Genomic DNA, 22,230 nt, shown 5'->3' with positions numbered 1-22,230 from the left:
TGTAACTCCAGTCCATGAGGTGGCGTATGAAAATATTGGTTGCTGAGGATGATTTTGCTTCACGGAATTTTTTGCAGCTCTTTCTCAGAAAATACGGTGAAGTAGATGTCGCTGTTAACGGTTCTGAAGCTTTGGATGTATTCAAAGCTGCACTGGATGAAAATGCTCCGTACAAGTATGTGTTCATGGACATCATGATGCCTGAGAAAAATGGGTTGGACGCTGCCAGAGAGATCAGAGAAATTGAGCGCGAGTTCAATGTCTCACCCGCAGATGAAGCCGTAATTGTAATGGCTACCGCGCTTTCGGATGTAAAAACAGTATTTGAAGCTTTCAACAAAAGCGAAGCCACAGAATATATAACTAAACCACTGACCGTGGAAGCCCTGACGGTCAAGCTGAAGGAAATAGGACTGATCAAAGATGAGTGAAGGATTTGAGCCTGATTTGTTTCTTACCGACTTCGTGAATGAATGCCGAGAAGCCACTGATCTTGCAGTTCAGGACGTCCTGAATTTAGAAGAAATGCACGATCAGGAAACCGTGGATCGAATTTTCAGAGCCTTGCATAGCATCAAGGGGAATTCATCTATGCTGGGGCTTATGGAGCTTTCTAAATTTGTGCATAAGGTTGAAGATGCCTGTTCAGATATCCGCTCCGGTCAGAGGGAAATTGACAAGAAAGCTATTTCCGTACTTCTCAAGAGTTTTGATAAGATAGATGAAGGCTTTGATAATATTGTAGATAACGGCAATGATCATATTGACTACAGTGCCGGATACAGTCTTTTGCAGGATATGCAGTCTCCGGCTGCTGAAGCCGGGCAGGTGGCTCTCAAACCGGAAGTACCTGAAAGCAAGCCAGAACGGGTGTTAACCGAGCAGGAATTTCTCGATACAATTGTCGCGGTTGAACCGGAACCGGTTTCTGAAACGAATGAACCAGCAGTTCAAGAAGCCGAAGCCGCAGAACAGCAGGATGCATTTGAAGTTGATGGGATCGGGTTGCGGGCTGAGCCTACCGCTCTTATTGTTGATGATGATTTTGCCAGCCGGAAGATTCTCTCCACTTTTCTTTCCAGATACATGCCCTGCTATGTTGCCAAGGATGGGGTAGAAGCCATTCAGGCTGTTTCGGAAAGTCTTGCCGGAAATTCTCCCCGCTTTGATGTGATCATGCTTGATATCATGATGCCCAACATTGATGGCTTGCAGGCCTGCAAGGCTATCCGTCAGTTGGAGCGCAGCAGGAATATTGATTCCTTCGGCACTGAAGCCAAAATTTTTATTGTCAGCAGTTTGAGCGATGAAAAGACTATCCACAAGGCAGTCTACGAATGCCAGGCCGACAGCTACATAGTTAAGCCGGTCATGTTCGACAAGATCGAAAAGCAATTGGTACGTTTCAGATTGATTGACCCTAAATAAAAAGATCAGCAGCCAATTTAAAATCCCGGTCAGAACTTCTTCTGACCGGGATTTTTTCGTTAAATATACCGGGTGTAATCGGTGACCAGCAGGTGGATCGGCTCTTCGTCTTCGTCCACCTCCGGGAAGCGGGGCAGCGGCTCGTGGAAACGGTTGTCGATGTTGTCATCATTCACCGCGCTGACTTCACCGACCATGACATCCCCTGTTCCTTCTTCGCAATAGAAGCAATGGTACATGCCCGGTTCAAGGCAGATGGATTCGCCCGGTTCAAGAACGATCTCGCCGCCGGGCTGCACTGTGCGCACAAATCCGTCCACACTGACTTCAAGCGGCTGGTCGGACATGGATTCATCTTCATTGGAGCCGTAAAGTTTAATGACCAGATTGCCGCCCGCACGGTTGATGATATCTTCCCGTTTCGACCAGTGAAAATGCATGGGGCAGAGCTGGCCTTCGCGCAGGATCATGATTTTTTCCGCATATGGTTTGGGATCGCCGGTCTGGAGGTTTCCGTTGCGGATGGTGAACAGGATCAGGCCCAGCTTTTCAAAGTCGCCTTTGCCGTAATCGGTCAGGTCCCAGCCCAGCATGTTGCGTACAACTTCGCTGTCGCCTTTGCCCTTCCATTCTTCCGGGCCCCAGAAAGCCCATTTGGGAAGGTTGAATTTATGTCCGGCGTAAAATTCCTTGGCCTTTACGATCAGGGCGTTGATTTCGCTTCTTTTCATGATGTTGTCCTGTATTAAAATTTTATTTGATCAATTTGAATTCAGCCGGAATTGCGGGCATTGCCCCTTTGCAGGAACAGACATGGGCGGCAAGCCTGTTTGCATGTTCGCTGATCTGTTCCAGAGGCAGTTCCATGAGCAAGCCGATGGCGACTGAGGCCGTAAATGAATCCCCGGCTCCGATGGTATCGGCAATCACCTTTACTTCAACGCCGGAATGTTCGACTTCTTCCGCTCCTTTGATGATCAGGCTGCCTCTGTCTCCCCGGGTCAGCACTGCGCATTTCAGTTCGAACCTATCCTGCAATGTTCGCAGCATGTCCCGCCCGCTGCCTTTAAGTCCGAACATGGGAGCCACCACCGCGATTTCTTCGTCATTCAGCTTAAGCACATCCGCACGTTCAAGGGATTGCGCGATGATCTCCTTGCTGTAAAATTTCTGGCGAAGGTTCATGTCATAGACTTTCAAAGCTTGCGGGGCTGCGTCCAGAAAAGCATGGATCGCTTTTCTGCTTTCCTCGCTGCGCTGGGCAAGGGTCCCGAAACAGACCGCATCAACTTCAGCTGCAAAGTCCATTGCTGCATCATTCAATTTCAAATGATCCCAGGCGATGTCGTCCGGGAAATGATAGCTGGCTACGCCTTGCCCATCCACGCGGGCTTCCACGTATCCGGTCGCATGATCCCGGTCAATGCTCACTCCTGAAAGGCACAGTTCTCGGCTCATCAATTCACTGCTGGCCCGCCGGCCGCGGTCATCATTTCCAATGGTCGAAATGGCTGCACCGTCTGCGCCCAGTCTGCCCGCATGATATGCAAAATTGACCGGAGCACCTCCGATTTCTTCGGAATCAGCCAGTACGTCAAATAAAATTTCACCAAGCCCTGCAATAAAAAATTGTTTCATGTCTGCCTCCGGCGGCGCTTTCAGCGGGACCAGAGGAGAGGGGAAAACCCTTTTGCTGCCGCCAAAAAGTGTTTTCCCCTCTCCTCTGGACTCCTCTCCCCTTTCCCAAAACGCGTTAGTTGGGGATTGTTTTAAATTAAATATTTAATTGCGATGTAAGATTACGCAACGGCGAAGCCCCATCAAAAGTTTTTGAAGAGTCCAGAGAAACTTTTTCCAAAAAGTTTCTTTGGCCCCCGGAGGGCCGCCGGAGGCAAGTTCTTTTCATCAAAGAGCGCGTAGCGCATCAAATAATTGTTTCTATTCTTTTACTGAACCAGCCAAAAGACCACGGATAAAATAACGTCCCAGAAAGATATAGATCATAAGCACGGGAAATGCGGCCATGATTGATCCTGCCATGGGCAGGTTCCAGCTTACAGCCTGTCCGCCTGCCAGCTGCGCCAATCCCACGGTGATGGGGTTGTCTTCGTGTCTGGTCAGGCAGATCCCCCAGAGGAATTCGTTCCAGATCTGGGTAACCTGCCAGAGACTGGTTACAACAAAGCCGGGAATAGACAGCGGGAATACAATTTTGGCGTAGATGGAAAAGAACCCGGCCCCGTCCAGCCTTGCCGATTCCACCAGCGCGGTGGGAATCTGGGCATAGAAGTTACGGAAAATGAGCGAGGTGATCGGCAGTCCGTAAACAACATGGGCGAGGATCAGCCCCGGCAGACCGCCGTAGAGATTCATGGCTCTGAGGGTCTGGAAGAGCGGAATCAGGATAACCTGATAGGGGATGAACATGCCGAACAGGAACAGGGTGAAAATGAGTTCACTGCCTTTGAATTTCCATTTGGAAAAGACATAGCCGTTCAGGGAGCCGAGTACCGTGGAAAGCGCGGTGGCGCAGACGGTCAGCACCAGAGAACTTGCGATATTGGACTTGAGCAGTTTAAAGGCCTGCGGGAAACTTCCCCAATTGAATTTGTCGGGCAGTTCCCATGCCGTGGGCAGGCTGATAGTCGCCGGGTCCTTGAGCGCGGTGACTATCGCCATGTACGCGGGCATGAGAAAAAACAGGGCCAGTACGAAAAGTGAACCGTAAAGCAGGATGGAGCCGGGGGTGATGGCTGATTTTCGGATAGTGGTACTCATGGTTTATCCCCTTCTCCTTTGTTTGTACTGGCCGATCACGTAAGGCACAATGAATGTGCCCGCCACGAGGAAAAGTACTATTGCGATAGCCGCGCCCTGAGCGAAGTTGTTGGCCCGGAAGGTGGTCATGTACATGTTCAGGGCCGGGTGTCCGGTCTGTGCGTTGTCCGGCCCGGTCATGGCGAAAATGATGTCGAACATTTTCAGCGAAATGTGCGAGAGGATGATTACCGCGCTGATGGTGATCGGCTTGAGCATGGGAATGGCTACGTGGCGGTAGTAGTCGGTGGAACTTGCGCCGTCGAGCATGGCCGCGTCGCGCAGGTCCTGTGAAATTCCATTGAATCCGGCAAGGTACAGGGCCATTGTGTAGCCCGAGTACTGCCAGACTGTGGCGATGATGATGCCCAGTGTGGCGAGGTTGAAACCGTGCATCTCTTCCATGAACAGGGCCTGGGGAAGCAGGGAGCCGCCCAGCCATGCAAAAGCACCGATTGCCACACCGGGACCGAGCCAGCGTTTGACCGCTTTCTGCGGGTCGGACTTGAGCAGAAACAATCCTGCAAGAATGAGGATGAAGGCCGCAACGTAAAGCAGGATCTGGAACAGGTTCTGCCAGTTGAATTCAAGGATGGCTTTGGTGGATGAGGTCCACTGGAAATCAAGGGCATCGAATCCGAAATAGGTGGGCAGAACGTTGACCCCGCCCTGCGGAGCCAGCAGCCATCTCCAGATCGTGCCGGACACGATGAAGGAAAGGGACATGGGGTAGAGGAAGATTGTGCGCAGCACGTCTTCGCCCTTGGGTTTCTGGTCCAGCAGGATGGCGATAAACATGCCCAGCCCGATGGCCCCGGCCAGCAGCATGATCGAGTAGTAGACCGCGTTGACAAGGTCCTGCCTGAAACCGCTGGAAAGGAACCCGTTGAACAGTTCCATGTAATTATCCAGACCGATGAAATTTTTCTGCGGATCAAGAGCCAGTGCGCCCGAACCGCCCCAGTCGGTCATGGAAATCCAGATGGTATTGCCGATAAAACCGTAGACAAATACGGCCACCAGGATGATTGACGGCAGAAGGGTCAAAAACGCCTTCAGCCTGTCCCGTGATGCTTCCCTCATAATGCCAGAACCCCTTTGGGACCGCGCCGGATATGAATCCGGCGCGGTTTTATTTTGTCTGAGATGTCTCTAATTTAAAACCAAGGTGTTCCTTATTTGCCGATCTGGGCTTTGTCAGCCAGCTGCTGGCAGGCCATGGCGGTTGCCTTGGCGTTTTTGGTCTTCAGGAACATTTCCATGACCTTTGCGAATCCGCCCATGAAGGTTTCGTTGGCTGCTGCGCCGTGTGCAAGAGATGCAACCACGCGGTCTTTACCGAAGTCCTTGGCGGCGGACTGCAGGTAACCGTTGTATTTGCTCAGGTCGGTGTCTTTGCGTGCGGAGATGGAACCCTTCAGGGGGTTGAAGGTATCGCTGCCTTCTTTGGAACCGAGAACTTTCAGCCATGCAATGGCGTTGTCACGGTTGGGTGCGCCCTTGGGCAGACCGAAGGAGTCAGCGAGGAACATGAATTCACCGTTGGTGTCGGGGGATGCGGACCAGCCGAAATCCTTGCCCGGAGCCATTTTCTTGGTGGTAACCATGTAACCGGCGGCCCAGTCGCCCATGATGTTGAATGCTGCGCGGCCGTCGATAACCATGTCGGTTGCCTGCTGCCATGAAAGGGAAGCTGCATCCTTGTTGGTGTACTTCAGGATTTTACCGAAAAGTTCCCATGCCTTGACAACTTCAGGGCTGTTGAACTTCAGCTTTCCGGACCAGAGATCGTCCCACTTTTCAGCACCGAGAGAGCCGAGTGCAACGGATTCCCAAAGGTGGTTGGCAGTCCAGTTCTGAGCCAGTGCGAGGGGCACGATGCCTTCTTTCTGAAGCTTGGGTGCGATTTTCAGGAAATCTTCCCAGCTTTCAGGTGCTGCAACGCCCCATTTTTTCAGGTTTGCAGGGATGTACCACATTACGTTGGAACGGTGGATGTTTACCGGAACGGACCAGATACCTTTGTCAGTACCGATCAGTTTAACCAGACCTGCGGGGAAAACGTCCATCCAGCCCTGCTCTTTGAAGAGGGGAGTGAGGTCTTCCATGCGGTCGGACTTAACCCATGTACCGATGAGTTCCTGACCTGCGTGAACCTGAAAGCTGTCCGGCGGCTCACCACCGAGCATACGGGTTTTCAGAACTGCTTTTGCGTTAACACCGGAACCGCCGGTAACGGTTGCGTCGATGACCTTAACGTTGGGGTTCTGGTTTTTGTAGATGCCGATCAGGGCCTGCAAAGCCGGACCTTCGTCACCTGCCCACCAAGAGAAAATTTCCAGGTCGCCTTTAAGTTCCTTGGCCTGAGAGACCTGCGGAACTGCCAGCAACATAACTGCCGCGAAAACCAAGCATAATTTAATCAGGGACTGTTTCATGTTTCCTCCTAAATAGTTAAAACAATCAAAAATTATCCTTAAGCCTTTATAAAATGTCGCTTGTAGGGAAATTCCCATGAAGCGTCTTCAGCCAGAACAAATTCCAAAATTGGGCAGCGAAGCTTATTAAAAAGTTTTGGGATTCTTAAACCCTTTTCCCAAAAGGGTTTAAGGCCCCCGGCAGGGCCTGCCGGGAGGCATCGCTTAATTTAATAAAGTGCTTCCTGCGTTTCAGGATCAAAAAGGACCATGCGGTCGAATTCGAATCCGATGGGCACAGTTTCGCCGGGATGGGCGATCACCCGTCCTTCGACTTCGGCGATGAGTTCGTTTTCGCCGTCAATGATGATTTCGAGCAGTGAATGAGCACCGAGGACTTCGGAAACCACCACTTCGCCGCTGCACCACCAGTCTTTTTGCAGCCGTTCGATGTTGTCGCCCATCTTGATGCAGTCCGGGCGTAGTCCGGCCAGAACCGGATCGCCGTCTTTAAGGTTTGGTCCTTGATGGTCCTGCACCGGGAATTTTGTGCTGCCTTTGACCACATACCGTTTGCCGTCAATAACTTTAAGCTCCCCTTCAAGTATATTCATGGGCGGGTTGCCGATAAACTGGGCAACAAATACGTTGTTGGGCTTTTCGAAAACCTCCACCGGAGTTCCGACCTGCTGAATGTATCCGTCCTTGAGGATGACAATGCGGTCTGCAAGGGTCATGGCCTCAATCTGGTCATGGGTTACGTAGATGGTGGTGGTTTTGAGGCGCATGTGCATCTTGCGCAGTTCCATGCGCATCTGGGTGCGCAGCTGGGCATCAAGGTTGGAAAGCGGTTCGTCGAAAAGGAATACATCCGGATTGCGGACCATGGCCCGACCCATTGCCACACGCTGACGCTGACCGCCGGAAAGTTCAGAGGGCTTGCGGTGCAGGTAAGGTTCCAGTTCGAGAATCTTGGCCACATCGTTTACGCGCTGCTGAATTTCTTCCTTGGACTTTTTGTGCATTTTCAGCGAGAAGCCCATGTTTTCGGCTACAGTCATGTGCGGATAAAGGGCATAGTTTTGAAAAACCATGGCCACGTTGCGGTCCTTGGGGGAGACGTTGGTCACCAACCGTTCACCGATGGCAATATCGCCGCCGCTGATGTCTTCAAGTCCGGCCACCATGCGTAAAAGGGTGGACTTGCCGCATCCCGAAGGGCCGACCAGCACTATAAATTCGTTGTCCTTTACGGAAAGGTCCACACCGTGGATAACCTCGACTGATCCATAACGCTTGATGACGTTCTTAAGTTCTACGTTTGCCATGCTTCATCTCGCCTTAATTGTTTTCAGGTGCTGCCGTGTAATTGCGGAACCTGTACTCGGTTGAATGATAGTATTTTTCTCCGGGATTAAGGATCACGGAGGGAAATTCCTGTCTGTTGACCGCATCGGGGTAGCCCATAGGCTCAATACAGAATCCGCATCTGGAGCCGTATTCAAGTCCGTTTTTGCCGTGGATTCCGTTTATCACACCGTCCGCAGTGTAGAGCTGCACGCCTCGCTGGTTGGTGCGGACTTCAAGTTCCAATCCTGATTCATTGCAGCGTGCGACAGCTGCCGGGACGAGCTTCTCCTGATCGTTTTCGAGGATGAAGAAACGGTCCTGCGCGTTTTTTCCGATTAGGACAAAGTTGGAGAAATCTGATTTTGTGCCGGCAGTATTTATGATTTCCCCATTTGGAAGGAGAGAGTTGTCCAGCTTTATGGATTCAGTGGAGAAAATATTCAATTCGTGGTTGTCGATCGGGGAGCCTGCTCCGGCAAGGTTGAAATACGGGTGCGAGGTGATATTCAGCGGGGTCGGTTTATCGCACTCGGCGCGGTAGCTTATGTTCAGGTCTGTGCCAAGCAGGGTGAATGTTGCTTGGACGTGCAGGTTGCCGGGGTAGCCTCCGCTGCCATGCGGGCTGTGAAGGGAAAGGGTTATGGATGGATTTTCCTCATACGGCCGGATAGCTGCAATTTCCCATATTTGGTTGTGAAAACCGGTATTGCCTCCGTGCAGGTGACTGTTTCCTTCATTGGCATCAAGAATGAATTCCTGTCCATCAAGCGTGAAGGTTGCACCTGAAATGCGTCCGGCAACCCTTCCTATGCTGGCGCCCATGTAATTGGAGTCGTCAATGTATTCACGCAGATAATCAAAACCGAGGACAACATCGACCATTTGGGAGCCGACAGGAACCTCCAGTCCGGTTAGGGTGGCTCCGTAGTTAGAGATACGCGCCCTGTATCCGGCGCTGTTCTCCAGAGTAAACAGCTGTATTTCTCTTTCGGGAAAATCAGCCCCTGCGGGGAAATATCCCCATGTTTTGCGGCTGATACCCATCACCTATCCTCCATGTAGCTCGAACCGCGAATAAGCAGTTCTGTTTCAAGAGTAATGGTTTCGGGTCGAAAATTATCTTTGTCTTTTAACTGCTTGAGCAAAAGTGCTGCTGCTGTTTTGCCCATTTCAAAAGCCGGTTGGGCAACGGAACTCAAGGCCGGTTCGATCAGGGCCGACTCCGGTGAACCGGAAAAACCGGCCAGAGCAACATCCTGGGGGATGCGCCAGCCTTCTTCGCGGAAACGGCAGAACGCTCCCACGGCCACAGGGTCGTTGATGCACAATATCGCATCCGGGGGATTCTCCATTTTGATATACTCTTCGGCCCCGACACGTCCGTTGCTGCCCCGGCAGCCGCCGATATTGATGTTCAGCTCCGGGTAAAAGGGGACGTTGTGGTTTTTCAGAGCTTGCAGATAGCCGTTGAAGCGCAGCCGGTTCATGGAAATCCCTTCGCGCCCGGCCAGAAATCCGATGCGTTTGTATCCCCGGTCAATGAGATGGGAGGTCATTCGATAGGCAGCCCGGAAATCATCGATAACGACCTTGCCTGTGTCCAGCTCATTAACCACCCGGTCAAACTGGACCAGCGGAATTCCCTGACGTATCACTGAGCGCATGTGCTCGTTGCTGGTGGTCTCAAGGGAGATAGCCATAAGGATTCCGGCGACCCGGTTGGCAGCCAGTGCTTTGGTGGTCATGATCTCTCGGCTCAGGGTTTCGTTGGACTGGCAGACCATGATGATATACCCGGCCTCATAGGCAACTTCTTCGATTCCGCTGATGACCGTGGCAAAAAAATTGTGGCGTATTTCCGGGACGATAACCCCGATAATCTTGCTGCTTTGTTTCTTCAGGCTCTGGGCGATGGGGTTGGGCTGGTAACCGTATTTTTCCGCAGCTTCCATGACCAGCTTTTTGGTTTTATCACTGATGTCGGGGTGGTCGTGCAGGGCGCGCGAAACCGTTGATGCGGAGATGCCCAGCTTGGCGGCGAGGTCTTTTAAAGTCATGTGTCCCATATTACGCTCCGGCCTTTGTTTGTTGCGGTTCCGGTAAGGCCAGGAATTCATTGCCCGGCTGGCGGATGGAAAGTTCTATGACTGAATCTGCACCGAAGACTTTTTCCATGGCATGGCAGTACCGATCGAAATCTGAATCGTGGATATAAGTCTGAATGGTTCCGGCAAAGCCTCCGCCGTGCACCCGTCCCACTCCGTTTGAACCGAGTATATGCTCCGTTAATGTCAGTGCCAGCGGGATGGGTTGGTTTTTCGGTGCGCTGGGGCTGTAGCCGTTTTGCAGCAGATCGCTTGAGGATCGGCCTGAGCTGGTGACCAGACGCAGGAATTCATCCATATTTCCATCGTGCAGGGCTTTTGCCTGCTGCAAGGCCCGGCGGTCTTCATCAATAAAATGGAAGAGCCGCAGCACGGCCCGGTCCCCGGCTTTGTTGCGGATGCTGTCCATGTTTTCCAGAATCATGTCCAGATTCAGTCCTCTGGCCTGATCCAGTCCGCACTCTTTTGCGGCTTGAAACATCTCTGCCGGGATTGCTGCGTAGTCCGGGGTAAGGTCCGCGTGGCTGCCTCCGGTATCAATGACACACAGCCGGTATCCGGTTCCGTAAAATCCATGCCCCTCTCCAGAATTAAATCCCGGCTCAACTCTGGTCACTCCCGGATTTGCCGGGTCGTTGAAATCTATGGAGAGAATTCCTTCGAATGAGCAGGCCATCTGATCCATGAACCCGCAGGGCTTGCCGAAGTGGATGTTTTCCGCCTGTTTGGCAATGCTTGCGATTTCAAGGGGACCGATGCTTTTCCCGTTGTATAAGTAGCTGAATATACGTCCGACCAGAACTTCAAAAGCCGCTGATGAACTCAAGCCCGCGCCGGAGGGGATTATACTGTGTACGCAGGCATTGAACCCGCCGACCTTGAGTCCCAGTTTGCGGAATCCGTCTGCTACGCCGCGCACAATGGCTGCGCTGGATTCTTTTTCTTCCGCACGCGGCCCGGTCTCTGAAATATCTACGCGGATAGGATCGTAGCCTTCGGAAATAATGGTAACTACGTTGCTGTCGGCCTTGGAAAAAGCAGCCAGACAGTCGAGGTTAACGGCAGCGGCCAGCACGTGCCCGTGGTTATGATCGGTGTGGTTGCCGCCCAGCTCGGTGCGTCCGGGAGCACTGGCGAAGCAGATTTCCTGCCCGCTGAATTTCTCGGACATGCATTGCAGCAATCCACCCATGCGGTGGCGAGATTCCTCTATTCTGGAGCCGGAATGGATCTGGGCAAAGACCGCATCAAAACCGCCCTGTTCCAGATATTCCCGGTAAGCCGCCACGGAATGCATGCTAGTCCTCCCGGTCCAGAAAATGGATTTCGGAAAGTTCGCGCAGCCGCTGGGCACTTTGTTCGGCGGTAATGTCCCGCTGGGGCATGCCCAGCATTTCAAAACCGACCATGAATTTTTTTACTGTGGCTGAGCGCAGCAGGGGCGGATAGTAGTGGATGTGCCAGTGCCAGTGGTCATTTTCGCCGTGCGTGGGCCGCTGGTGGATGCCCATGGAGTAGGGGAAGGATGTCTCAAAAAGATTGTCGTAGCGGATGCCCATGCGAATCAGCGCGTCAGCAAGGTCGTCGCGCTGGGTTGGAGTCATGTCGGTGATGGCTCCCATGTGGGCTTTGGGCAGGAGTATGGTCTCAAAGGGCCAGACAGCCCAGAAAGGCACAAGGGCGATGAAAGAGTCGTTCTCGAAAACTACGCGCTCCTTGTTTTCCTGTTCCCGTTCCGTATAGCGGCAGAGCAGACATTTCCCTTTACTTTCCAGATATTCCTGCTGGCGTTTATCTTCTGTTTCAGGGATTACCGGGACAGAGCGGGTGGCCCAGATCTGGCCGTGGGGATGGGGATTGGAACAGCCCATGATGTCGCCGCGGTTTTCAAAAATCTGTACGTAGCCGATGTCTTCGCGTGCACTCAGGTCTGCGTACTGATCACACCATGCATCAACCACCTTGCGGACCCCTTTCCGCTCCATGCGTGAAATGGTCAGGTCGTGACGGGGCGAAAAGCAGACTACCCGGCAGGTTCCGCTCTCAGGTTCTATTTTAAAAAGATCATCACTGTCGCTTTGGGGGGATACGGAATCGTTCAGCAGGGCCGGAAAATCGTTGTCGAAAATAAAGACGTCTGGATAGTCGGGGTTGGAAGCACCCTGATTGCGGGTGTTTCCGGGGCAGAGATAACATTTGCCATCGTAGGAGGGCAGGGTGTCTGCGGATGTTTTTTCCTGTTTGCCCTGCCATGGTCGTTTGGTGCGGTGTGGAGAAACCAGCACCCATTCCCCGGTTAGGGGATTGAATCTTTTATGCGGATGGTCCTGAAATTCTTTGCTCATTTTGTTCTCAGCTTATTCTGTTTTCCGGGCTATGCAAACGATTGTGCAAACGTAACCGCAAACGTTTTCGAAAATAGTGCCCAAAGCTGTTTATCTTGTCAATAAGCTGTAACAAAAAAGGCAATTCCAGTTGTTGTATTGGGTTAAATCAGCTTAAAAATTGAAGAATTAAAAGTGGTTTATGTGAGGAGATGTCCGACAGGAAACAGGAAGAGAATCCGTTAATGTACGGAAAATATTGCCTATTGTGCTGGGCAGTGAACTTATTTATGGTGCTTGTACAACCAACCCGGCGAAATTCATTTTCGCCATTTTTAAGTAAGCTGACCCCTTTTTGATTTCATTCAAGTTCAAATACGCATTCCGTATTTACGGCATGAACTTACTTTGAAAAATCAGCTTCGCGCAGGATTTATTGAGTAAGGGAGATGAGTCTTTAACCCTCGGTAAAATATTACCGTTAAGGCCTTGGTTTGACTTGTAAAAATTAAGATTAGTTAAATTTTATCAAGTTTTGATTAAGACGGTGGGGATGTTTCTGGTTTTTTCTACGTATACAGTAATAAGACTGCCTATGGAGGCAATCAGCCTGTAATGATGAAGGGAAAACATCAAGAAGCATTAAAAAAGACAGCGGGTAATTGTTTTGAGCATTGAACAAAATTCAGTAATCAATATTATCACAAAGTGTATTGAAGGTGATAAATCTTCTTGGGATACTTTTGTAGAAAAATATTCCGGTATAATTTATTTTACTATCAATAACACATTGCAAAGCAAACTTAGTTATTGCTCTCAACACTATGTAGATGACATCTGCCAGAATGTTTTCTTGCGTCTTGTGCAGAATGATAGAAGTCTGTTAAGACGTTACGATCCCGAAAAATCGAAAATTACAACTTGGCTGATGGTCATCGCCAGAAGCGTAACAATGGATTTTTTACGTAAGGGCGTATATTGTTTAGCCCCTTTGGATGATTTCATTGATGAACTTGAAGCTCCAATGGTTCCGGTCAAGGAAGGACTGGATATCCCGGAGCAGCTTCTTTCGCCCCGTCAGAAGCTTGTAGTGAAGCTGTTTTTTGAGGACGGGCTTGATATTTCAGAAATTTCCGATTTTATCGGAATAAAGGAACAGTCGGTCAGAAGTGCCAAACACAAGGCCCTGACCAAACTGCGTTCTTATCATGGGGTCAGCGGGGAGACATATGCGCTGACCTGATAGCGGATGCTATCAAAGTCATACAACCCTGCCGGAACATGGATGGACCGGCGGAAACAACAACCAAGAGGTGTTCCATGGATGGAACCAAGAGTAATTTTTGTAGAGAGGAGAAGGACCTTCCTTTCGGACCTACTCCCGACTGCCCTGAAATCGATGAGATATGCATGTATCTCGACGGCACTGCTTCCGAAGAACTGGTAAGCAGACTTGAAGCCCATCTGGCCGATTGCCTTTCCTGCCGGAAGGCGGTCATGGAGATGCGGCGCAACCTAAACGGAGCGGTTGTCTGCCCTTTCGGCGGACACTGCACTGACAAAGCCAAGGAGCTTGTTCAGGAAAAAGATTCTGATAATGACCAAGACCGGGAGTACAAGGCCATGGCGTGATAGAAAGACCTCCCTAACCCACTTCCTCTCATGCCTGCACATCGGGAAACAGTAATCCCTTCATCAACTGTGACCTGCCCGCCTTGTTTTTTGCCGACTCCCGAATAACAGGCTGATTGCCTCCTGCGGCACATAGTCTTGCCCTGCGCGTTTTGCGCCGGACCAAAACTGTTGTGCAGAACAGGAGGAAATCATGATCGACGCCACTGCTTATTTAAATAATGTAAATCAAAATTCCACGCCCAAGCCTCCGAGCAAGGAGCTTGGCAAAGACGCGTTCCTGAAACTTTTCGTTACCCAGCTTAAAAATCAGGACCCCGTCAATCCCATGCAGGAAAAAGAACAGCTGGCCCAGCTGGCTCAGTTCTCTTCCCTTGAAAGACTCACCAACATTTCCAAAGCAATGGAAGGGTTGGCCAAGACTGTAAATACCGTAGTCGGACTTACATCCACCGGATACATCGGTAAAAACGTCATGGCCAAGGGCATCAGTGTGTCCAAAGATGGAGAGGAAGCCACCTCTGCCGCCATTTCCCTCCCGGCCTCCTGCAAATCCGTTTACGTAGATATTTTCGATAAAAAAGGCGTACTTGTCCGCTCCGTTGAAATGGGCAGCAGGGACGCCGGAAAATTCGATTTTAAATGGGACGGCAAAGATAAGGACGGCAAAGCAGCAGCCGACGGACAATACCGCATCGCGGTCCGTGCGGAATCTCCCTCAGGAAAAAAAGTACTCGCCGAGATTGAAGTCTCCGGAAAGGTCAAAGCCGTGAATACGGCTGGAGGCCAGCATGTTCTGGAACTTGAAGACGGACGCAAGGTGCTCCTGTCCAACGTGACAAGAGTTGTCGCTTAATCACTTTTTTACCGCAAGGAGATCAGCATGGGCTTAAAAGGATCAATGTTTAACGGTATCAGCGGCATCCGTGCTCACAGTCAGGCTATGAGCATCATCGGCAACAACCTCGCCAACGGCAGCACCATCGGCTTCAAGGGTTCCCGTACTTCTTTTGAGGACACTTTCTACAGCGCGGTGAATACCGGGGCCGGAATCGGCCATGTCGGTCACGGCGTAGGCCTTGCCTCCATCTATGGCGATTTCAAGCAGGGGCCGTTCGAGCCTTCATCAGAAGCAACTAACGTTGCTATCGGCGGCAAGGGATTTTTCTCTGTCCGCCATCCGGAAACTGACGCTACCTATTACACCCGCGCCGGGAATTTTATTTTCAACAAACAGGGTGTACTCACCGACCCGCATGGCTACGTCGTGCAGGGTTGGAAGGTCAATCCCAACTCGGAATCGGGCAAGCCGGACACCATCGGCACGCCTACGGACATCAAGCTGGACCGTTTCCAGTCGCCTCCGGTGCGGACTTCCGAAATCGCCATGAACGTAAACCTCAGCTCAAAGGCCGAGGATAAATGCGACGTGACCGGGCAGCCGTTCTTTTCCCTGCATCAGACCTGGAATGCCAATAATACCCCGCCCATTCCGGCGGACCGGTACGCTTTCCAGAACACCATTAAAACTTTCGATGAAAGCGGAACCTCCCACGATCTGACCATCTATTTCGATCCGGTCAAAGAAGAAAACGTGACCAAGGACGCCGCTGGAAACAGGGTTTATGAATTCATAGTTACCGTACCTCCGGGTGAGGACGGCAGGACCATCAATGGAACTGCCCTGAAAACATCATCCGCTGCCGGGTTGCTTATGACCGGAACCATGACTTTCAATCCGCGCGGGGAAATGATCGGCATGAGTTCTTTTTCCCTCAAGAGCGGAGCGACCGGAAGCCTGAAGGATCTCAGCAACTGGACTCCTTCACCCATGTCCGAGACCGGCAAGCCCATATTCACTGCCAACTTTCTCGGTAAGGCCAATGCAAATATGCCCACAGACAAGGATGCAAACCCGATTACCCTTGATTTCGGGCTGACCAACGGCAGTAACCCGCCCAGTTGGACGACACCCGCAACCACTGATGCTTCTGTGGTCGGTTCCAATTTATCAAGCATACCGAATTTCACCAATCCAAAGCGCAGTGCGTCATATTCCACGTCTTACGATACCGGAAACGCGCGCAATTCCCAGTCACAGGATGGTTATGGAGCAGGGTTCCTGCAAGCCGTGGAAGTGGACCGGGACGGCGTTGTAACCGGACGCTATTCCAACGGGCAGGTGCTCGATCTCTACGTACTTACACTTGCCAACTTCAATAACCAGTACGGACTGCGCCGCGAAGGGGGAAACCTGTTCTCCAAGACCCGCGATTCCGGTCCCGCACTGACCGGACGCGCCGGAACAGGACCGCTCGGTTCCATTGCCTCCAACAAACTCGAACAGTCCAATGTCGATGTAGGAGATGAAATGGTGCGGATGATAACCACCCAGCGCGGCTTTCAGGCCAACAGTAAAGTTATCACTACGGCTGACCAGTTGCTTGGCGAACTTATTCAATTGAAGAGATAGCTGGAATGCCTCCGGCGGCTGGGGAAGGGGAACTTTTGGAAAAAGTTCCATCTCTGCTCTCCATATCCGTAAGATTCGAAGCAAAGCTTCTCATCTAACGGCTAGCGGGCCTTCCCCAGACCCCATCCCCTCAAAACTTTTCAATATGGCTTCGCCGCTTCGTTTTAGCTGTTGTGCGAAAACATGGACGCGAAGCATAATAAAAGTTTTTGGGATTCTTAAACCCTTTTTACAAAAAGGGTTTGAGGCCCCCGGCAGGGACCGTCGGTAGACCCGCCGGAGGCATAAGGAGCACCAAAATGCTTGGTAATTTATTTTCAATAGGCCGTGGTGCCATGCAGAACGCCCAGACCGGGCTGACAGTTCATGGCAACAACGTGTCCAACTTAAAGACCCCCGGGTACCGTCGCAGATCGGTAATTCAGGACGAGAGCATGGTGATCAGGGAAGGTCGCTGGTCCGTCGGTACCGGGGCTTCCATTGAGGGCATCAGGCGCAACTTGAGCATGTTTCTGGAGCGCGGTGTTCTGGATAAATCACCGGAATTCGCCCGTTGGAGCGCGGAGAGCGGCAACCTTTCCATGGTCGAGAAATTCTTTGTGGAAAGCAAGGAAGCCGGGGTCAGCAAATCCATGTCCGATATGTGGGCCGCGTGGCAGGCTCTGGCCAACAACCCGCAGCTGGGAGCCAACAGGGTAGCCCTTGCGGGAGCGGCGGAGAGATTTACAGCGCAGCTGAATTCGGTTGTGGGTGATTTGCGCCGCCAGCAGGACCTGATCACTTCGCATTTGAAGCAGGAAGTGGGCAAAGCCAATGACGCCATCAAGGAACTTGCCCTGCTCAATAAGCGGATCATCGCCAACCCGGACGATAACACCCTGCTGGACCGCAGGGATGTTGTACTGCGCGGCTTGTCTTCGCTGGTTGATATCAGCGTGCAGGAAGAAGAGTCCGGGCAGGTCATTGTTTCACTGGGCGAGGGCCAGAAGCTGGTCGAGGGCGATAAGGCTTTTGAACTGAAGTTTGAAGAAGGCGGGGTGCGTAATTCTCTGGTTCCCGGTTCGCAGTTCAAGGATGAAATTCATTTCAGCGGTCAGAGCGGAGAGGAATTAACCATTCAGGTGGTCAGTGGGGGGAATGCTTCCGGCGCGGCCCCGGCGGCGCAGTTTAAAGTTTCGCGTGACGGCGGCAAAACCTGGATCAGCAACCCGGACGGTAGCGAAAAACTGTTCAAGGCCGGGCCTGAAAATGATGCCGTGACCGTGGGCGGGGTTAAATTCTGGTTCGGTAAGGCCGGCAGCAGTGCAGCAGCGGCGACCACCCAGCTCAAAGACGGTGACCGCTTTACGCTTACTCCCAAGAGCGAAGTTCGCTGGTACCGCAACAGCTCCACCTCCGAATCAGTCAGCCCTGTTCCGGGTAATGACGGATCGCGTCGTCTGAAAGGCGGTTCCATTGCCGGATTGCTGCGGGCGCGGGATGAAAAAATCGGGTCGTATATTGATAAGTTGAACGGATTTGCCAAGGCAATGGTCTGGGAAGTCAACCGCGCCCATTCACAGGGAGCAGGGTTGGTCAACCACGCCAATGTGATTGGCTCTTACGGCGTTCGTGACAGCTCCGTGCCGCTGGCAATGAGTAACCTTCCTTACGCGGACAAGCTGGGCGAGGGCAGTTTCAGCATGGCTTTCTACAACGCCAAGACCGGGAAAAAGGTTTCGGTTTCTGCAGTTGATTTTTCTTCCATCGCACCGGGCAAAAAGAATTTCGATCCTGCGGTTCATTCCCTTGAAAACGTGCGTGACGCGATCAATGCCAGTTTTGGCGGCAAGGCTCAGGCTGTGATCACCAACGGCAAACTTTCCATCAAAGGCGTGGGCGATAACCGTTTCCAGTTTTCCAATGACAGCAGCGGTGTGCTGGCTGGGCTGGGTATGAATACTTTTTTTGAAGGCTCGGACGCCGCATCAATCAAGCTCCATTCTAGTATCAAAGCCGACCCTTCAAATATAGCTGCCGCCCATGTGAACGGGGCCGGGGAAGTGAACAAGGGGGATAACAGTACCGCGCGCGCCGTGGCAGCACTGGCCGGAAAAAAGAACGTTGCTTTCAAGACCGCAGGCGTAAGCAGCGAAACCAGTTTCAATGATTTCTACTCCTCGCTGGTGGCGACGGTGGGGTCCGATGCCGCAGATGCCAAGGCCAATATGGCTATTTCCCGGACCGTGCTCAAGGGGCTGGTGGATAAGCAGGAATCCGTAGGCGGGGTCAATCTTGATGAAGAGATGCAGCATATCATGAGCTACCAGCAGTCCTACAAGTCAGCGGCGCAGCTGATCAAGACCGCCAATGAAATGTTCGACGTATTGCTGGGACTTAAATAGGGGGCAGAAATGAGAGTATCAACCAACCAGATTTTTAATATGTCGCTGGGCAACTTGAACTCAGCCATGAGCCGCATGGCGGAAGCCTCCATGCGCAACTCGGCCCAGAAGCGGGTGCTGGTTCCTTCCGATGACCCGGCAGCAATGGGTGGAATTATCAACTGCCGCTCCTTCGGGCTGGAAACCAAGCAGTTCATCAAGAACATCAAGACCGCATCCAGCTGGCTCAGCCTCGCTGACGGCGTACTGCAACAGACGAGTACCGATATCGGGCGCATCAAGACTCTGGCAGAACAGGCCGCAACCGGAACCCTGACCGCTGAACAACGTCGTTCCATCGGCAAGAACCTGCGCGGTATTCTGGGCAACCTGCTTAATAAATCCAACACCGAATTCGGGGGCAAATCCATTTTTGCCGGACATAAGCTGGAGCAGAATGCTTACGAGCAAACCCTGCATGCCACCACAACCGATCCGAACCTTCCGGCAGGCAGCGTAGTTGCGGTGAAGGGCGCATCGGAAACTTCAATTGATGTGCGTTTTACTTCCGGCGGCACAGTGGGAACAGACTCGATCACCTATAAGTACAGTTCTGACGGCGGCAAGACATGGAAGAACGGAACCCTTGCCCCCGGTAACAGCAAGCTCGACCTCGGCCCGGCCAGTATGGATTTGAAGACCGGGACAGCGGTCACTGAACATACCGACAAAGGCGGAACCCGGCTCATCTTGCGTCCGGCACTTGAATACAAAGGAGATGATAATGATGACCTGAATGTCATCAAATACGGAACCACGCAGGTTGATGCCAAGGCGGAGGGCAAATTCTACAGTGATGTGCTGGTGCGCATTGATAAGAACGGTGATGTGAATACTCCGCCGATAACCTATTCGTACAGTCTGGATAACGGAAACAGCTGGGTTCAATCCAATGTTTCCGCAGATACGCGCATTGAAGTTCCCGGGGGCAGCCTGACCCTTTCCCCCGGTGCGGGAAGCACGGTCAGCAAGGGCGACCAGTTTGTGATCCGCCCTAATACTGCTGACTTGCGGCTTGATATTTCCCAAAGCCGCTCCATCCGGGTCAACAACGTGGGTAAGGAAATATTCGGCGGCATCTACACCAAGCCCGGAGAAACCAACCCGGCCCCTTCTCCTGACGACAAAAACAGCAACCTTTTTGAAACTCTGGGCCGGCTGATCGGATTCGTGGAGACCAATGACAAGAATGGTATCGGGGATTGTGTGGCGGAGCTGAAAAAGGTCCACGAACATGTAGAGATGAAAGCCGCAGAAATCGGGGCGCGCATGAATCGCGCAGCAAGTGCGGAGAAGCTGGCGGAAATCCGTAAAGACAATAATACCGAATTGCTCAGCCGTCTTGAGGATGCAGATCTCGGAGAGCTGCTCAGTGAATTGAACCAGAGTAAATTGATTTATGAGGCCGTGGCCCGTAGCTCACGGATGATTTCTGAAATGTCTATCCTCAGCTTCATGTAAGGAGACTAATCATGGCAGATGTCGGAAAAGTCGGGGCACAGGTCTCCACCGCAGGAACGACTTCCAGTTACTGGTCCGGGAAAACCAAGTTTGAAAAGCTCGGTAACGGTACTGATTTCGGGCAGATTGTTGAGAATACCATCAAACAGCAGGGTTTCCACCAGCGTAGGCTTGAGAATTGGAGAGCGCAGTGGGAACAGAAACAGAAAAGCCTCAAGGAGCTTAACTCCCAGATGACCGCCTTGAGTACCTCATTGAAAAAGATGGACTCCATCGGTGAATTCATGGGCCGGGTGACTTCTTCGTCCGATAGCTCTTGCGTGACCGCAACGGCAGACAGCACCGCCCCTACTTCTCCGTACAAAGTTGAAATCAAGCAGCTGGCCCGGAATGATATATGGACATCTAGTAGCGGGTTCGCGTCTGAAACCGCTGTGGTTTCTCCTTCAGCCAGCAGGATCAGCATCAGTTGCGGGGGCAATACCGCCAATCTGGATGTCCCGGCCGGAACAACGGTTCAGGGTCTGGTCAAAATGCTTAATGCTACAACCGAGCTTAAAGGTAGTGTCCATGTGGAAGCCATTAAGACCGGAAGTGAATATAGGCTTAAATTCAGCAGCCTGAAGATGGGGGAGGCCAACCGTATTACTTTTAACGGTTCCACAACCCTTGCCGTCCTTGCTCCTGCTTCCATGAGCAATTTGCAGCAGGGGCAGAACTCCAAGATCAAGATCGATGGTTTCCCGGAAGGTGCGGATAAGTGGATCGAGCGCGAGACCAATACGGTAACCGATGGCTCCAAGGGTTTGACCCTGAACTTGAAAAAGCCCACTTCGCCGGGATCGGTAATCGTGAACGTAAACACGGATACTGAAAAAATCATCGAGAACGTGCGTAAATTTGTGGAAGAGGTCAACATTGTCCGCAAGGCCTTACGCGATATAGCCAAGGTCAATACAGACACCAAGAAAGGCTCGATCCTGACCGGGAACTACGGTGTGCAGCTGGCCTCGCAGCGTTTTAAGGATCTGACCGCAACTCAGGGTATGGGTTTTAATAATTACGATTCAGCAACCGGAGCCGGGGACAAGTACAATACACTGCGGACTCTGGGCATTGAGACAGAAACGGATCAGGGTTCTGTTAATTTCGGTCTGCTCAAGATTGATGAAGAAAAGTTCACGAAGGCCATGAAGGATGATCCCGAAGGCGTAGCCAAGCTATTTTCCGCGGACTATGAACCGGGCACAAGTTCTCCTAATTTCAGTGTGAAGTCATTGATCAAAGGCGTGACCAAGCCCGGAACACATGAGGTTTCCTATACTGTTTCCGGCGGTAAAATCACCGCTGCCACCATTAACGGCAGGGCTGCCAGAATAAACGGTTGGGAAATCACTGCCGATGATTTGAATGGAATGGGGCTGGCTGTGCGGGTTAATAATCATGTGGACGGCACATATTCGGGTACGGCAGGCATTAAAGCCGGAAAAACTATAGAGATGATTGAAGCCCTTAAGGATATGACCAATGCCAAGACCGGTATCCTGAACATTATCAGTGAAAACTACAGCGGCATCATCAAGAACATTGATAAAAAACTTGATTATGAAAAAGAACGCCTTGATAGACTGGAGAAAACATTGAAAGCAAAATATGCCCGCCTTGATGCCGTGCTGGCAAAGTACAGCGGCAAAATGCAGATGTTGCAGGGGCAGGTTGCCAAGCTGGGAGGTTCAAGCAAAAAGTAATGTTTTTTACATGATTGAATTGTCCTGCATAGTCCAAAGATGTTAGGTTCAG

19 protein-coding genes are annotated in these 22,230 nt (G+C 51.7%); 9 read left to right on the top strand and 10 right to left on the bottom strand.

The annotated features are described in order from the left end of the window. The first annotated feature begins 26 nt into the window (after positions 1-26). Positions 27-431: a response regulator gene (locus tag ACNI29_RS04995; RefSeq protein WP_419781096.1), complete on the top strand. Its 405-nt coding sequence runs from the start codon at positions 27-29 to the stop codon at positions 429-431. Next, positions 424-1,428, top strand: a complete 1,005-nt coding sequence (locus ACNI29_RS04990) for an ATP-binding response regulator (RefSeq protein ID WP_419781095.1) — start codon at positions 424-426, stop codon at positions 1,426-1,428. Before ACNI29_RS04995 ends, ACNI29_RS04990 begins: the two co-directional genes overlap by 8 nt. A 59-nt stretch (positions 1,429-1,487) precedes the next feature. Here ACNI29_RS04990 and ACNI29_RS04985 read toward each other — a convergent pair whose 3' ends face one another. The 10 genes from ACNI29_RS04985 to ACNI29_RS04940 form a co-directional block, all read right to left on the bottom strand. After that, positions 1,488-2,159, bottom strand: coding sequence for a D-lyxose/D-mannose family sugar isomerase (locus ACNI29_RS04985; RefSeq protein ID WP_419781093.1), 672 nt, complete (start codon positions 2,157-2,159; stop codon positions 1,488-1,490). Between the two features lie 22 nt (positions 2,160-2,181). After that, complete coding sequence (locus ACNI29_RS04980) at positions 2,182-3,066, bottom strand: PfkB family carbohydrate kinase (RefSeq protein WP_419781091.1); 885 nt, start codon at positions 3,064-3,066, stop codon at positions 2,182-2,184. A 300-nt stretch (positions 3,067-3,366) separates the two neighbouring features. After that, entirely contained in the window at positions 3,367-4,206 is an 840-nt protein-coding gene (locus tag ACNI29_RS04975) for a carbohydrate ABC transporter permease (protein ID WP_419781090.1), read from the bottom strand. A 3-nt stretch (positions 4,207-4,209) separates the two neighbouring features. After that, on the bottom strand, positions 4,210-5,328 hold the full coding sequence (locus ACNI29_RS04970) for a carbohydrate ABC transporter permease (RefSeq protein WP_419781089.1): 1,119 nt from the start codon (positions 5,326-5,328) through the stop codon (positions 4,210-4,212). A 92-nt stretch (positions 5,329-5,420) separates the two neighbouring features. After that, positions 5,421-6,683 carry an ABC transporter substrate-binding protein gene (locus ACNI29_RS04965; RefSeq protein ID WP_419781088.1) on the bottom strand — a complete coding sequence of 421 codons (1,263 nt, stop codon included), beginning with the start codon at positions 6,681-6,683 and terminating at the stop codon, positions 5,421-5,423. 209 nt (positions 6,684-6,892) lie between these two features. Further along, the gene (locus tag ACNI29_RS04960) at positions 6,893-7,990 is read right to left on the bottom strand and encodes an ABC transporter ATP-binding protein (RefSeq protein ID WP_419781087.1); all 1,098 of its coding nucleotides are present in this window, start codon (positions 7,988-7,990) and stop codon (positions 6,893-6,895) included. Positions 7,991-8,003: 13 nt separating this feature from the next. Beyond that, positions 8,004-9,056, bottom strand: coding sequence for an aldose epimerase family protein (locus ACNI29_RS04955; protein ID WP_419781086.1), 1,053 nt, complete (start codon positions 9,054-9,056; stop codon positions 8,004-8,006). Continuing rightward, positions 9,056-10,078 carry a LacI family DNA-binding transcriptional regulator gene (locus tag ACNI29_RS04950; protein WP_419781085.1) on the bottom strand — a complete coding sequence of 341 codons (1,023 nt, stop codon included), beginning with the start codon at positions 10,076-10,078 and terminating at the stop codon, positions 9,056-9,058. The genes ACNI29_RS04955 and ACNI29_RS04950 overlap by 1 nt, the downstream gene beginning before the upstream one ends. A 1-nt stretch (position 10,079) precedes the next feature. Then, positions 10,080-11,414 (bottom strand): galactokinase, encoded by a 1,335-nt coding sequence (locus ACNI29_RS04945; RefSeq protein WP_419781084.1) that lies wholly within the window; start codon positions 11,412-11,414, stop codon positions 10,080-10,082. Between the two features lies 1 nt (position 11,415). Continuing rightward, positions 11,416-12,462, bottom strand: a complete 1,047-nt coding sequence (locus ACNI29_RS04940; protein ID WP_419781083.1) for a UDP-glucose--hexose-1-phosphate uridylyltransferase — start codon at positions 12,460-12,462, stop codon at positions 11,416-11,418. Positions 12,463-13,108: 646 nt separating this feature from the next. On the opposite strand from ACNI29_RS04940, the gene ACNI29_RS04935 reads away from it, so the two are divergent. The 7 genes from ACNI29_RS04935 to fliD all read left to right on the top strand — a co-directional run bounded on the left by ACNI29_RS04935 (position 13,109) and on the right by fliD (position 22,178). After that, positions 13,109-13,684 (top strand): RNA polymerase sigma factor, encoded by a 576-nt coding sequence (locus tag ACNI29_RS04935; protein WP_419781082.1) that lies wholly within the window; start codon positions 13,109-13,111, stop codon positions 13,682-13,684. A gap of 38 nt (positions 13,685-13,722) precedes the next feature. After that, entirely contained in the window at positions 13,723-14,073 is a 351-nt protein-coding gene (locus tag ACNI29_RS04930; protein WP_419781081.1) for an anti-sigma factor family protein, read from the top strand. A 193-nt stretch (positions 14,074-14,266) separates the two neighbouring features. Beyond that, positions 14,267-14,929, top strand: coding sequence for a flagellar hook assembly protein FlgD (locus ACNI29_RS04925; protein ID WP_419781080.1), 663 nt, complete (start codon positions 14,267-14,269; stop codon positions 14,927-14,929). A gap of 27 nt (positions 14,930-14,956) precedes the next feature. Then, positions 14,957-16,546: a flagellar hook protein FlgE gene (locus tag ACNI29_RS04920; protein WP_419781079.1), complete on the top strand. Its 1,590-nt coding sequence runs from the start codon at positions 14,957-14,959 to the stop codon at positions 16,544-16,546. Between the two features lie 299 nt (positions 16,547-16,845). After that, positions 16,846-18,930 carry a flagellar hook-associated protein FlgK gene (gene flgK / locus ACNI29_RS04915; RefSeq protein ID WP_419781078.1) on the top strand — a complete coding sequence of 695 codons (2,085 nt, stop codon included), beginning with the start codon at positions 16,846-16,848 and terminating at the stop codon, positions 18,928-18,930. Between the two features lie 9 nt (positions 18,931-18,939). Continuing rightward, positions 18,940-20,430, top strand: a complete 1,491-nt coding sequence (locus tag ACNI29_RS04910; RefSeq protein WP_419781077.1) for a flagellin N-terminal helical domain-containing protein — start codon at positions 18,940-18,942, stop codon at positions 20,428-20,430. A gap of 11 nt (positions 20,431-20,441) precedes the next feature. Then, positions 20,442-22,178, top strand: a complete 1,737-nt coding sequence (gene fliD, locus ACNI29_RS04905) for a flagellar filament capping protein FliD (RefSeq protein WP_419781076.1) — start codon at positions 20,442-20,444, stop codon at positions 22,176-22,178. Positions 22,179-22,230 lie beyond the last annotated feature (52 nt).

This window comes from Maridesulfovibrio spiralis (SeqCode) (assembly GCF_048571135.1).
Taxonomy (GTDB): Bacteria; Desulfobacterota; Desulfovibrionia; order Desulfovibrionales; family Desulfovibrionaceae; genus Maridesulfovibrio; species Maridesulfovibrio spiralis.
The sequence above is the reverse complement of the archived record's forward strand: the minus strand, read 5'-3'. Positions and strand labels throughout refer to the sequence as shown.